Origin of the sequence: Actinocrinis sp. (assembly GCF_035938995.1) — a bacterium.
Classification (GTDB): Bacteria; Actinomycetota; Actinomycetes; order Streptomycetales; family Catenulisporaceae; genus DASZGI01.
The window spans coordinates 1-12,456 of sequence record NZ_DASZGI010000222.1; the positions used below are offsets into that span (position 1 = coordinate 1).

The window sequence follows — 12,456 nt, forward strand, 5'->3', positions numbered from 1 at the left end:
GGACGGCAGCTGCTGCTGGGCGGCGGTGTACGCGCTGGCGAGCTGCGTCATGGTGCTGATCGCCTGCTGGTGCTTCTCGCTGACGTCGCGCTTCGCCAGCTCGGAGGCGACGTTCACGCCGGGGCCGCCGAGCACGAAGCCGATCGCGCTGGTGGCGAAGTTGGAGTCGATCTTCGCCGTCTCCTGCTCCAGCCAGGAGGGCGGCTGCGGCATGTTGCCGCGGGCCCAGGACAGGGCGCTGGCCGTGTTGCCGACCGCGGTGCTCGTCGCGTTCGCGTCGTCCGCGTGGGTCTGCATCTTCTGCGCCACGTCTTGCGACTGCTGGAAGTAGGCGTCCGCCGCCGCTCCCCGCCACTGCGACTGAATCGCGGTCAGGTTGGTCTGCAGGCCGTGCGTCGCGTCCTGGATCGCCGCGGCGTGGGTCGCCCACGCCTGCGAGGTGTGGTTCATGGCGTTCGGATCGCCGGACTGCACGTAGTCGTACAGCTCCTGATGGTCCATCTTGCTGTAGTCGGTCATGAGGCGCTCTCCCCCGTCAGGCTGCGTTGCCCGCTGCGTTCGACGAACCGGAACTGCCGCTCGTACTCGGGCTCGACTGGGTGGCGTACGTCTGCGGCTGCGACTGCGTGGTCTGCGTCTGCGTCGGCTCAGGCGCGCCGGTGTTCGAACTCGAACTCGAACCCGGATCCGCCGGGCCGGAGGCAGGACCGCCGCTCGTCGCCGGGTAGTAGGTCGTCGTCCCCGTCGTCGTGGTCGATGTCGGCGCGTCGCCGTACTGCTGAAGGATCGCGTTGAACTTGGCGGTTATATCCGCCTCGGTCTGCTTGTACTTCGACGCGCTGGACCCCGCCACGTTGATCATCGTGTTCACGAGCTGCGTGACCTCGTTGAACGCGTCGATGAGGTCCTGCTTGGTCTGCTCGTACGCCGCGGCGAAGGTCTTGCCCTCCGGGAAGTCGCCGTAGGTGCTCGCGCCGTCCCCGAGGCTCATCACGTTGTTGTCGGCCTCGAGGTCCTGGAGGATGACCGTCAGCTTCTGCTGGAACTCCTCCAGGGACTCGATCTGCACCGCGTACATGGCGCCACTGCCGCCGTCCGGCGCTTCGAGCACGGCCCTCACCCCGCTTCGTCTCGCTACCCGTTCCGCCACCCACCGGCGTGCACACCAGGGGCATCTGAAGGGAACTTTAGCGAATAACGGCGCCGCGCAGCAGGGCGACGGCGCCGTTACGGGGTGTTCGATTCGTGATATGAGATGACTTCGGGTGCTGCGATGGCGGAGTCCCGGGGCCGGAGAAAGGCCCGCGGAGCACGTTCGATCTGGGCTCGGGCATCCCGCCGTGGGCGCGCGGCCTCGGGGCCGGTCAGGCGCCCATGGCGTGCACGCCGCCGTCTACGTGGATGATCTCCCCGGTGGTCTTGGGGAACCAGTCCGACAAGAGGGCGATCACACCGCGCGCGGCCGGCTCGGGGTCCTTCATGTCCCAGCCGATCGGGGCCCGGGTCCCCCACACGCCGTCGAAGGCCTCGAAGCCGGGGATCGAGTTGGCCGCCATGGTCTTGATCGGGCCGGCCGAGATCAGGTTCGAGCGGATGCCCCGGGGACCCAGGTCGCGGGCCAGATAGCGGCTGGCCGCCTCGAGCGCCGCCTTGGCCACGCCCATCCAGTCGTAGCCGGGCCAGGCCACCTGCGCGTCGAAGTCCAGCCCGACGATCGAGCCGCCCCGCTCGCCGAACAGCGGCGCCGTCGCCATCGCCAGCGACTTGTAGGAGAACGCGGACACGTGCAGCGCGGTCGCCGCGGATTCCCACGGGGTGCTGAGGTAGTTGCCGCCGAGCGCGTCGGCCGGGCCGAACGCGATCGAGTGCACGACCCCGTCGAGGCCGTCCACGTGCGCGCGGACCTGGTCGGCCAGCGCGGCCAGGTGCTCCGGGTCGGTCACGTCCAGCTCGATCACCGGCGCGGGCTTCGGCAGCCGGGCGGCGATCCGGTTGACCAGCGACAGCCGGCCGTAGCCGGTGAGGACCACCTCGGCGCCCTCCTCCTGCGCCAGCCGGGCCACGCTGAAGGCGATCGAGGCGTCGGTGATGACGCCGGTGACGAGGACGCGCTTGCCGTCCAGGATTCCCATGCGGGTCAGTGCCCCATTCCGAGTCCGCCGTCAACCGGGATGACGGCTCCGTTGATGTAGGCCGCTTCGGGCGAGGCCAGGAACCTGACCACTCCGGCGATCTCGTCGGTGCTCGCGTAGCGCCCGAGCGGCACCTGGCCGACGATCTCCTGCCTGCGCTCGTCGCTGAGCACCGCGGTCATCTCGGTGTCGACGAACCCGGGGGCGACCACGTTCGCGGTGATCGACCGCGACCCGAGTTCGCGGGCCAGCGACCGGGCCATGCCGACCAGGCCCGCCTTCGAGGCGGCGTAGTTGACCTGGCCCGCCCCGCCGGACAAGCCGACCACCGAGGAGATGAAGATGATACGCCCGCGGCGCATGCGCAGCATGCCTTTAGTGGCCCGCTTGGCCACCCGGAACGAGCCCTTGAGGTTGGTGTCCACGACCGCGTCGAAGTCGTCGTCGGACATGCGCAGCACGAGGGTGTCGCGGGTGATCCCGGCGTTGGCCACCAGGACCTCCACCGGGCCGTGCGCCGCGCTCACCTCGTCGAAGGCCCGGTCCACGTCCTCGGGCACCGTGATGTCGCACTTGACCGCCAGGAAGGAGCCGTCCCCCTTGACCGGCAGGACCGGCGGCTCGCCCGAACGGTAGGTCACCGCGACCCGGTCGCCCACCTCCGCGAAGGCGCGCGCGATCGCGAGGCCGATGCCCCGGTTGCCGCCCGTGACAAGAACCGATCTGGCCGTGCTGTTCTCACCCACGCAGAGTGCCCTTCCCCATCGGCAGAAGTTGAATTTTTTAACACGCTAGCGGGTCGCGCGCCGCCGACCCGTTGCGGAGGACTACAAAAGCGCCAGGACACCATCGTGGAGTTCAGCTAGGTTCGGCTTAATGCCGGCGCAAACCACCCGAGGGGAAGAAGGTACCGGATTGGTCTCGAACGAGGCACAAGGGCGGATCGACCCGTCGTTCCTCGCTCTGCCGTTGCGGGAGATGGCCGAGGCGGCGCTGGCCAGGGCGCGGGAGCTGGGGGCGGAGCACGCCGACTTCCGTGCGGAACGGGTGCGCGCGCAGGTGATCCGGCTGCGCGACGGGCAGTTGGACGGGGTCAACGACAGCGCGGACGCGGGCATCGCGGTGCGCGTGGTGCACGACGGTACGTGGGGCTTCGCCGCCGGGGCGGTGCAGACTCCCGAGGCGGCCGCGCGGCTGGCCGAGCAGGCGGTGCAGGTGGCGAAGGTGTCGCGGCCGGTCAACTCCGAGCCGGTGGTGCTCGCGCCGGAGCCTTCGTACGGCGAGCGGGTGTGGGTCTCCTCGTATCGGATCGACCCGTTCGAGGTACCGACTGAAGAGAAGATCGCGCTACTGACCGAGTGGTCCAAGCGGCTGCTCGCGGCCGAGGGCGTCGACCATGTGGACGCCTACGTGCACGCGGTCAAGGAGAACAAGTTCTACGCCGACTCTGCCGGCACGATCACCACACAGCAGCGAGTGCGGATCCATCCGACGCTCGAGGCGGTGTCGATCGACCAGGAGACCGGCGCGTTCGAGTCGATGCGCACCGTCGCGCCCCCGGTCGGGCGCGGCTGGGAGTTTCTGGCCGGCGGGGAGGGGTCGCGCGACTGGGACGCGGAGCTCGCGGCGCTGCCGGGCCACCTGGCGGCCAAGCGGGCCGCGCCGTCGGTCGAGCCCGGACTCTACGACCTGGTGATCGACCCGTCGAACCTGTGGCTGACGATCCACGAGTCGGTCGGGCACGCCACCGAGCTGGACCGGGCGCTGGGCTACGAGGCGGCGTACGCGGGCACCTCGTTCGCGACGCCGGACAAGCTCGGCACGCTCAAGTACGGCTCGCCGGTGATGAACATCACCGGCGACCGGGTCGTCGAGAACGGCCTGTCGACGGTCGGCTTCGACGACGAGGGCGTCGAAGCGCAACAGTGGGACATCGTCAAGGACGGCACCCTGGTCGGCTATCAGACGGACCGTCGGATCGCGCAACTCAAGGGCTTCAACGGCGGCCGGTCCAACGGCTGCGCGTTCGCCGACTCCTCCGGCCACGTGCCGATCCAGCGGATGGCGAACGTCTCGCTGCAGCCCGCGCCGGACGGCCCGTCCACCGAGGAGCTGATCTCCCAGGTGCGGCGCGGCCTGTACATCGTGGGCGACAAGTCCTGGTCGATCGACATGCAGCGGTACAACTTCCAGTTCACCGGGCAGCGGGCGTTCCTCATCGAGGACGGCAGGCTGGCCGGGCAGGTCAAGGACTTCGCGTATCAGGCCACGACCACCGACTTCTGGAGGTCGATGGAGGCCGTCGGCGGGCCCCAGACCTACGTGCTCGGCGGGGCGTTCAACTGCGGCAAGGGCCAGCCGGGCCAGGTCGCGCCGGTGTCGCACGGCTGCCCGTCGGCGCTGTTCCGCGCGGTGCGGATCCTCAACACGGTTCAGGAGGCGGGAAATTGAGCGGCGGTGTGGCGACCGCGCAGGAGCTGGCCGAGCGGGCGCTGGAGCTGTCCCGGGCGGACGGCGCGGTGGTGCTGGTCGACGAGCGCTCGACGGCGAATCTGCGGTGGGCGAACAACACGCTGACCACCAACGGTGTCGCCCAGTCCCGCAACGTGACGGTCGTGTCCACGGTCGGCGGGGGTGAGGGGGTTTCGGCGGCGGTGCTGACGCAGGCCGGCGTGGGCCTGGACACCCTCGAGGACCTGGTGCGGGCCAGCGAACGCGCGGCCCGCGAGGCGGGGTCGGCGGAGGACGCCCGGCCGCTGCTGGGCGCCGATTCGCCCGAGCTGGCGGGCGCGCCGGTCGATCCGGCGCGGTGGGCGCAGCCGCCTGCGGGCACCTCGATCGAGGTGTTCGGGTCCTTCGCCCCGGCCCTCGGACAGGCTTTCGAGGCGGCGCGGGCGGGCGGGCGGCTGCTGTTCGGGTTCGCCGAGCACACCGTGGAGTCGACGTATCTGGCCACCTCGGCGGGACTGCGGCTCAAGCACGACCAGCCGACCGGCAAGCTGGAGCTGAACGCCAAGTCGCCGGACTTCGCCCGGTCGGCCTGGGCAGGGGCGCAGAGCCGGGACTTCACCGACGTGGACGTCGTGGCCTTGAGCGGGCAGCTGGGGCAGCGGCTGGACTGGCAGAAGCGGCGGATCGAGCTTCCTGCGGGCCGGTACGAGACGCTGCTGCCCCCGTCGGCCGTCGCGGATCTGTACACCTATCAGTACTGGGTGTCGGCGGCGCGGGACGCGGCCGACGGGCGCACCGTGTTCTCCACGCCCGGCGGCTCGACCAAGGTCGGCTCCCGGATCGGGCGGGAAGGGCTGCGCATCTGGTCGGACCCGTCCGCGCCGGGGCTGGAGTGCGCGCCGTTCAACATCGCGCACTCGTCCTCGTCCAGCGAGTCGGTGTTCGACAACGGGCTGCCGCTGCGCGCGACCGACTGGGTGCGCGACGGGGTCCTCGAGCACCTGCTGACCACCCGCCAGTCGGCCGAGCGGACCGGGCTGGCGCTCACCCCGCCGATCGACAACCTGCTGATCGACGGCGGCGGCACGGCCACGCTGGAGGAGATGACCCGGGCGACCGAGCGCGGGCTGCTGCTGACCTGCCTGTGGTACATCCGCGAGGTGGATCCGCAGACGCTGCTGCTGACCGGGCTGACCCGGGACGGGGTGTACCTGGTCGAGGGCGGCGAGGTGACCGGCGTGGTGAACAACTTCCGGTTCAACGAGTCGCCGGTGGACCTGCTCGCCCGGGTCTCCGAGGTCGGGCGGCAGGAGATCTGCCTGCCGCGCGAGTGGAACGACTACTTCACCCGCGCCGCGGTGCCCGCCTTCCGGGTGGCCGACTTCAACATGTCGTCAGTCTCCCAGGCCAGCTGACCGGCGGCCGCGACACAGCCACAACACAGCCACGACAATCCCGGCGGCCCGTCCCCCGGTCTTAACCGACGGGACGGGCCGCCGTAGGGTGGAGCTGTGCGGATCGGTCATCGCGGCGGCCAAGAGCCGGTATACGGCATCACCACCGCCGAGCAGAGCCACACCGACGAGATCACCCGCCGGCAGAAGCAGTACATCCTGACCATGCTGATCAGGGTGGTCTCCATCGTGGTCGTGGTGGCGGTGCCGGGGATCTCATGGCAGATCAAGGTCCTGCTGATCCTGCTGGCCACGGTGATCCCGTACATCGCGGTGGTGCGGGCGAACGGCGGCCCGGTGCCGGAGAAGGATCCGACGAACCTCCTGCTGGCCCCGCCGGACAAGCCGGCGCTCGAGCACGACCAGCTGGGGCTGCCGGGCACTGGGCCGGTGGTGTCGGGCGAAGCTGACGAGGCCACAGATCCCGCCGGCGGCGATGAGGCGTGGGAGCGCGGCGAGACCGCCCACAGCGGTGGGACGGCGCAGACCGGGGAGACCGATGAGCACCGTGTGCCCGCGGATGCACCGAAGCGCGCGGGCGGCGCGGCCGGGCGGGGTGACGCAACTAACAGCCGCGTCTACTCAGAACACTGAAAGGTGCTCGACTTCCCCTTGACCAGCGCGATGCCGGTCACCCCTATGGGCGGGTTTTAGCGGCGGGGGTTCACCAGCCCCTGACGCCGTGGCATACTTCTGATGCACGCCCTGCTCCCCCGTCAGGGCGGTGCCTGGTGGGGCCACCTCGGTTTCGAGGACCCACCTGCGTGCTGGGCGGCTCCCCCCGTGGCTGTCCAGGGCGCCGCGCCGACTCGCGTCCCCCCGTGCGCGAGTCGGCGCCTTTTTCTGTCCTCGTCTTCCTTACCGCGCTTGACGCGGAGCGCCGACGCGCTAGCCGCCGATCGCGGACATGGGGCGCTGCGGCTGAACGAATCCCGGCTCGCCGATGCCCGCCGCGGCCTTCTTGCCGAGCATCGCGACCTGCCAGGCCGCGGCGACCGCCTCGTCGGGCGCGCCGGAGCGAAGCAGGGTGCGCAGATCGGATTCCTCGCGGGCGAACAGGCAGGTGCGCACCTGTCCGTCGGCGGTGATGCGGGTGCGGTCGCAGGCGCCGCAGAACGGCCGGGTGACCGAGGCGATGACGCCGACGCGGCCGCCGCCCGGCGCTCCAGGGCCGCCGTCAACCAGCCACGTCTCGGCGGGCGCGGAGCCGCGCACCTGGTCGCCTTCGGGCACGAGGGTGAACCGGGTGCGCAGCGCGGCCAGGATCTCCTCGGCGGTCACCATCGCGTCCCGATCCCAGCCGTGCTGGGCGTCGAGCGGCATCTGCTCGATGAAGCGCAGTTCGTAGCCGCGGTCCAGGCACCAGCGCAGCAGCGCGGGGGCCTCGTGGTCGTTGATTCCGCGCATCAGCACGGTGTTGATCTTCACCGGGCGCAGGCCGGCCTGGTGGGCGGCCTCGATGCCGGCCAGCACGCGCGCGTGGCGGTCGCGACGCGTCAGGGTGCGGAAGACGTCCGGATCGAGGGTGTCGAGGGAGACGTTGACCCGGTCCAGCCCGGCCGCCGCCAGCGGCCCGGCCAGGCGTTCGAGCCCGACCGCGTTGGTGGTCAGGGAAAGGCGCGGGCGCGGGGCGAGTGCGGCCAGCCGGGCGACGATCGCCGGCAGGCCCGGGCGGATCAGCGGTTCACCGCCGGTGAGCCGGACGTCGCGGATGCCCAACAGCGACACGCCGATGCCGACCAGGCGCACGATCTCGTCATCGGTCAGCAGCTCGGCCTTGGGTAGCCAGGGCAGCCCTTCGGCCGGCATGCAGTAGGCGCAGCGCAGATCGCAGCGATCGGTCAGAGACAGCCTCAGATCCGTGGCTGTCCGACCGAACCGGTCCGCGAGCACTGCACCCATGATCCGAGTCTAGGCGCTTTCCCGGACAGTATCTCCGGGTACCGGGCGTACTCGCGGACCGATTCGCCGTCAGCGCAGGTACACGGAGACGAAGTCGCGGTCGGATGCCTCGAAATACCGGTTGGCGGGCTGGACGAAGTCCCAGAGCTTGTTCGGCGTGGGGTTCGTCGGGTCGCCGTTGTAGTACATGAACGAGACCCAGTCCGGGTTGATGTCCAGCTCCATCGCGTAGACGCAGCCAGCCGCCTGAAGCAGCTTGGCGAGCGTGTAGACGGACAGCTGGCCACCGCTGACGTACACGATGTCGCCCTTGGCGGTCATGCCGACGCCGGAGCGCGCGATGTAGTAGGAGTTCTTGATCGTGTAGCCCCACTGCGCGCTGGAGCCGTCGCCGGGGCCGACGGTCACCTGGCTGTTGTCGACCAGCAGGCTCAGGTTCTCCCGGACACCGACGACGTTCGAGGCCATCGTCTCATCCCGGCCCCACAAGCCGATCTTTATCGATCCGTCCTGGTAGAAGACCTCGGCGGCCTTGTTGTTGACCAGCGGCACCGCGGTCCTGCCCTCGGCGTAGAAGCCGCCGAGCGCGTCGTCCGGCTTGATCTTGAAGCCGCCGTTCCAGGTCGCGACCAGGCCGTTGCGGGCGTCGGCGGCGATGCTGTCGGGCGCCTGCCAGGTCCCGCCGGGCTGCTGGTAGCCGGGGTGCAGGCCGAACTTCAGCGAGCTCTGGTTCATCCAGACGGCGTACGCGAGGTCGGAGGTGTGCTGGGCGTCGGGGCGCAGCGCGGCCTTCTCGACGATCGGCACGTTGGCGGAGTTGTACGTGACCGGGTGCCAGACGCCCTCGCCGGGGACGGTGCCAGTGGCCAGCGGCGTGATGTCGGTCGGCAGGTCGGCCGGCGTCTTGACCTTGGTGGTGGGCGTCGGCGCGCTCGGGCCCTGCAGCTGGGAGAGCTGGCTGGAGTTGAGCTGACCGCCGGTGACCGGCGGCTTGTAGCTGGCGTTCTCCAGCCAGGTGACCGCCCAGCCGAGGCCGTGGTCGCGGCCCCATTCGGCGACGCGGGCGTTGAGCGGGTCGGTGCCCGGGCCGGTGATGTACGGGTACATCGTGATGCCCACGTAACCGACGAGGATCACGAACACGCCGAGGATGCTGCGCCGGATGATCTTGCGGCGGCGCAGGATGTGCGGCGGGACCGGCTTCTTGCCCTTGCGGCGGCCGGAGCGCCCGCCGGGGCCGTTCGGGCCGTCGGGACCGTCTCCGTCGCCGCCGCCCGCGCCGGCCGCGGTGCCGGGGCGGTACGCGCCGTTCTCGTCCTCTTCGAGCAGGCTGGTCGACCCGGCGCGCAGCGCGGCCCGGGTCGGCGAGGCGGAGGGGCGGGGGCGCAGCCCGTGTTCGTCGACGACCGTGGCGGCATAGGGGTCCGCGCCGTACGGGTCCGCCTGGTTGTACTGGTCACGGCGGCCGTACTGGTCGGCGCCGTAGCCGTCCCGCCTGCGCGGGTCGCCTCCGTAGGGGTCGGCGGCGTACCGGTCGCCACCGGAGTACTGGCGGCTGGGGCCCTGCTCGGCGCCGTACCTGCCGGCGCCCGCGCCGTACGGGTCGACCCTGGTTTGATCGGCGCCGCCTTGATTCGCACTGCCTTGGTTGGCGCCGCTTTGATGGGCACCGCCTCGATGGGAACCACGCGGATCTGCGCCGTACTGATCGCCGCCGTATTGCTCGGAACCGGAGGGGTCGGGGGCAGCCCGCCCAGTAGTGCGCCGGGGTGCGCCGCCGCCGTATCCGTCGTCGTACGACCAGCCGCCTCCGTGCTGGTTCTGGTCGGCGGAGGGCTGAGGCTGAGCGGAGGCGCCGCGGCGGCCACGTCCGCCCTGGCCGTCGCCGGCCTGCCGCTGCCGCTCGGCGGCCTCGTCGTGGGCCCGCGTCTGGAACGGGTCGTACGCCGGCGGCCTGCGCGACGTGCGGGGCTGCTGCGCCGGATCGCCGTAACGGGGGGATTCCTGGCGTGGGCGCGGCTCCTGCGGAGGCTGGCCCGCGGGCTGCGGTTCCGGAGGTCGGGGACCGTAGTCCGGGAACTCCGTGCCGTTCGGTCCGTAGGCCATGATCTGGAAGCCCCCAAGGCGTGACGGGCGGTGCCTAAACCGCGGCTGAGCTGTGTCTCTTCGTCGAGCACGGACTTTCCTTATCCGTACCTGAAACGACGCGCCGGAGTGCGACCTGGTTCCGATCCCGCTCCCGCGATTGATCGCCGCGTGCACAACTCTAGTGCGCACACCCGGTTATCACCGCGCGCCACGGGCGAACGTGTGTTGCTCTCTGCCACGTTGTGGCGTGTCACGGCCGCAGCGCCCGGCGGGTTCAGTCAACGCGCCGGGTGCCAGAAAGTGCGGTGCCGCTAGCTGGTCAGGCCGAGCCGCCCGGGTATGGAGGGTAAGGCGCCGCCGGCGGTGGTGGCGCGTAGTGGCCGGGCAGCGGGGTGAATCCGGAGGTGCCCCAACCGGCGGCCGGGTTCCACGCGGGCGGTTGCGGCGGTCCCCACCCAGGGTGGGCACCGGGCCACGGCGCCGGGCCCGACGGCTGTGGGCGTGCGGCGTCGGCGGCCTGTTCGGCCGCGGACAGGTCTTGCTCGATCACTCCCCCGGCCTGGCTGTAGGCGACGAACAACAGGACGCTGACGACGATCTCGACGATCCACCAGAAGTGTCCGGCCACGTAGTCGTTGACGCCGTGCAGTACGGCGGTCAGCGCCAGGCCGAAGATGGCAAGCCAGACCCGGTGCCGGGTGAAGCGCACCGCCAGGCCGATGAAGTAGCCGGTGATGCCGGCCCAGATCGCGTGGCTCATCGGGTCGGTGACGAACCGCCAGGAGCCTTGGGTGATCGAGGCGAGGACGACCGCGGCGGGGCTGGCGCCCTCCTGCGCGGCTTGGGTCATCTCGCCGGGGATGACCTTGGTGATGTACTCGACGGCTTCGGCGGCGCCGAACGCCAGGCCGCTGACCGCGCCGAGGAAGAGGTAGTCCTTCGGGGTCAGCGAGGCCCAGGCGTGCCGGTGCACATAGGCGAGCACTGCGATCGGGAGCGCCTTGGCGAACTCCTCGGGGATGCCGACGGTGAACACCGAGGAGACGACGTTGTCGGTCCCGGCGTGCAGCGTGCGCTCGAGAAAGACCGCGAGCGGCGCCTCGAGGACCAGGCCGATCGCGGCGACCTCGGCCAGCATCAGGGGCTTGACCATCGGCGGGCGCACCGAGATCCACAGCACCAGCAGCCAGGCGCAGGCGAAGTAGACCGCGAACACCCAGGACGACTGGGTGGCCTGCGACAGGTCGGGGAAGGCGACCAGGGCGAAGGAGGGCACGACGACCAGCCCGACGAACAGGACCGTGATCCAGTTACGCAGCGACCGGTCGCGCAGCCAGCGCTGGAACGGCAGCACCACGGCGGGCGACGGGAACGCGGTGTGCGTCGGGCGCGGTGGCCGTGGCGGGGCGTACGGGCCGAAGCCGTACGGCGGCTCTCCTAGATACTGCTGTCCCTGTCCCGCGTAGTGCTGCTGGTACTGCGGCTCCTGATACAGCGGCTGCTGGGGCTGCTGGGGCTGCTGTTGTTGCGGCTGCTGATACTGGGGTCCGGGCCCCTGGTACTGCCCGTCCGGCCATCCGTAACCCGGTTGCTGCTGCGGCTGTGGTCCTTGCGGCTGGCCCTGTGGGCCCGGCGGTACGGTCACGGCGCGGCTCCCCCTTGCGGTGGCTGGTGTCGGTCCTGCGGCGGTCGTCGCGCACCGTGGTGCCCGGGGTTCACACCGGTTCGCCGCGCCCGGCATCGTCTCACGGGCGGCGGAGCCAGGCGACCAGTTCCGGCCCGGCGCCGCGGAGCGTTGCCGCCCGATGGCTGCGTACGGGTGGATGACGGACGGCGGTCAGGCGGTGCGCTTCCACCGGCGCACCAGGGCGGCGTGCCCATCCGGCGTCACTTCGCCGAGCGCGCGGAGCCGCGCCATGCCGCCGTCGGGATACACATCGAGGCGAAGTCGGGTGGACGGCGCCGCGTCCCGGACCAGGAAACGGTGCAGGGTGTCGGGCTGGAGCTTGGTGGCGGGCAGCAGCGTGGTCCAGGCGTCCGGCCTCGGCTCATGGCCCGGCTCGACCCGGGCGGCGGACACCGTGGCCTTGTGCGGGGCGTTGCCCTTGAAGTGCGTCGCATCGAGTTCGAGGATCCGCACCACGCCCTCGCCGAGCAGTTCGATCTCCACCCAGTCGTGGCCGGGTCCGCGTCGCCGGGCGTTCTCCCAGCCCTCCCCCATCGTGCGTGCCTGGCCCGGCATCAGGAGGTTCTCCGGGCGCCCGTAGAACTGATCGCTGCACCCGACGATGCGCGCCCCGTCGCTGAGCGCGGCCAGGTTGACGGTCACGCCGACGAGGAAGTCGGGGTCGGCCACCGGTTCGCCGTGCACGCGCAGGCGGGCGATTCCGCCGTCCGGGATCATGTTGAGCCGCACGTGGGTGAAGCGG

The 12,456-nt window shown here is 71.0% G+C and carries 10 protein-coding genes and 1 pseudogene; 3 read left to right on the forward strand and 8 right to left on the reverse strand.

The genetic code is table 11. The annotated features are described in order from the left end of the window. From VGZ32_RS15760 to fabG, 4 genes are all read right to left on the reverse strand, one after another. Positions 1-519: WXG100 family type VII secretion target (locus VGZ32_RS15760; RefSeq protein WP_326886792.1), on the reverse strand; the 519-nt coding region annotated here is incomplete at its 3' end. A gap of 16 nt (positions 520-535) precedes the next feature. After that, positions 536-1,111 (reverse strand): hypothetical protein, encoded by a 576-nt coding sequence (locus VGZ32_RS15765; RefSeq protein WP_326886793.1) that lies wholly within the window; start codon positions 1,109-1,111, stop codon positions 536-538. A gap of 253 nt (positions 1,112-1,364) precedes the next feature. Continuing rightward, positions 1,365-2,132, reverse strand: coding sequence for an enoyl-ACP reductase FabI (fabI, locus tag VGZ32_RS15770; RefSeq protein WP_326886794.1), 768 nt, complete (start codon positions 2,130-2,132; stop codon positions 1,365-1,367). Positions 2,133-2,137: 5 nt separating this feature from the next. After that, complete coding sequence (gene fabG, locus VGZ32_RS15775) at positions 2,138-2,878, reverse strand: 3-oxoacyl-[acyl-carrier-protein] reductase (protein WP_326886795.1); 741 nt, start codon at positions 2,876-2,878, stop codon at positions 2,138-2,140. Between the two features lie 232 nt (positions 2,879-3,110). On the opposite strand from fabG, the gene VGZ32_RS15780 reads away from it, so the two are divergent. The 3 genes from VGZ32_RS15780 (at position 3,111) to VGZ32_RS15790 (ending at position 6,631) form a co-directional block, all read left to right on the forward strand. Next, positions 3,111-4,583, forward strand: coding sequence for a TldD/PmbA family protein (locus VGZ32_RS15780; RefSeq protein ID WP_349263622.1), 1,473 nt, complete (start codon positions 3,111-3,113; stop codon positions 4,581-4,583). Then, complete coding sequence (locus VGZ32_RS15785) at positions 4,580-5,998, forward strand: metallopeptidase TldD-related protein (protein ID WP_326886797.1); 1,419 nt, start codon at positions 4,580-4,582, stop codon at positions 5,996-5,998. Before VGZ32_RS15780 ends, VGZ32_RS15785 begins: the two co-directional genes overlap by 4 nt. A gap of 96 nt (positions 5,999-6,094) precedes the next feature. Beyond that, positions 6,095-6,631 (forward strand): DUF3099 domain-containing protein, encoded by a 537-nt coding sequence (locus VGZ32_RS15790; RefSeq protein ID WP_326886798.1) that lies wholly within the window; start codon positions 6,095-6,097, stop codon positions 6,629-6,631. 294 nt (positions 6,632-6,925) lie between these two features. Here the strand turns inward: VGZ32_RS15790 and moaA are convergent, their stop codons facing one another. The 4 genes and pseudogenes from moaA to VGZ32_RS15810 all read right to left on the reverse strand — a co-directional run. Then, on the reverse strand, positions 6,926-7,930 hold the full coding sequence (gene moaA, locus VGZ32_RS15795; RefSeq protein ID WP_349263623.1) for a GTP 3',8-cyclase MoaA: 1,005 nt from the start codon (positions 7,928-7,930) through the stop codon (positions 6,926-6,928). Between the two features lie 78 nt (positions 7,931-8,008). Beyond that, a complete protein-coding gene (locus tag VGZ32_RS15800; protein WP_326886800.1) occupies positions 8,009-10,045 on the reverse strand; it encodes a phosphodiester glycosidase family protein in 2,037 nt (678 codons plus the stop codon). A gap of 301 nt (positions 10,046-10,346) precedes the next feature. After that, positions 10,347-11,672 (reverse strand): PrsW family intramembrane metalloprotease, encoded by a 1,326-nt coding sequence (locus VGZ32_RS15805; RefSeq protein ID WP_326886801.1) that lies wholly within the window; start codon positions 11,670-11,672, stop codon positions 10,347-10,349. 192 nt (positions 11,673-11,864) lie between these two features. Then, positions 11,865-12,456: pseudogene (locus VGZ32_RS15810) on the reverse strand (allantoicase); the annotation flags it as partial.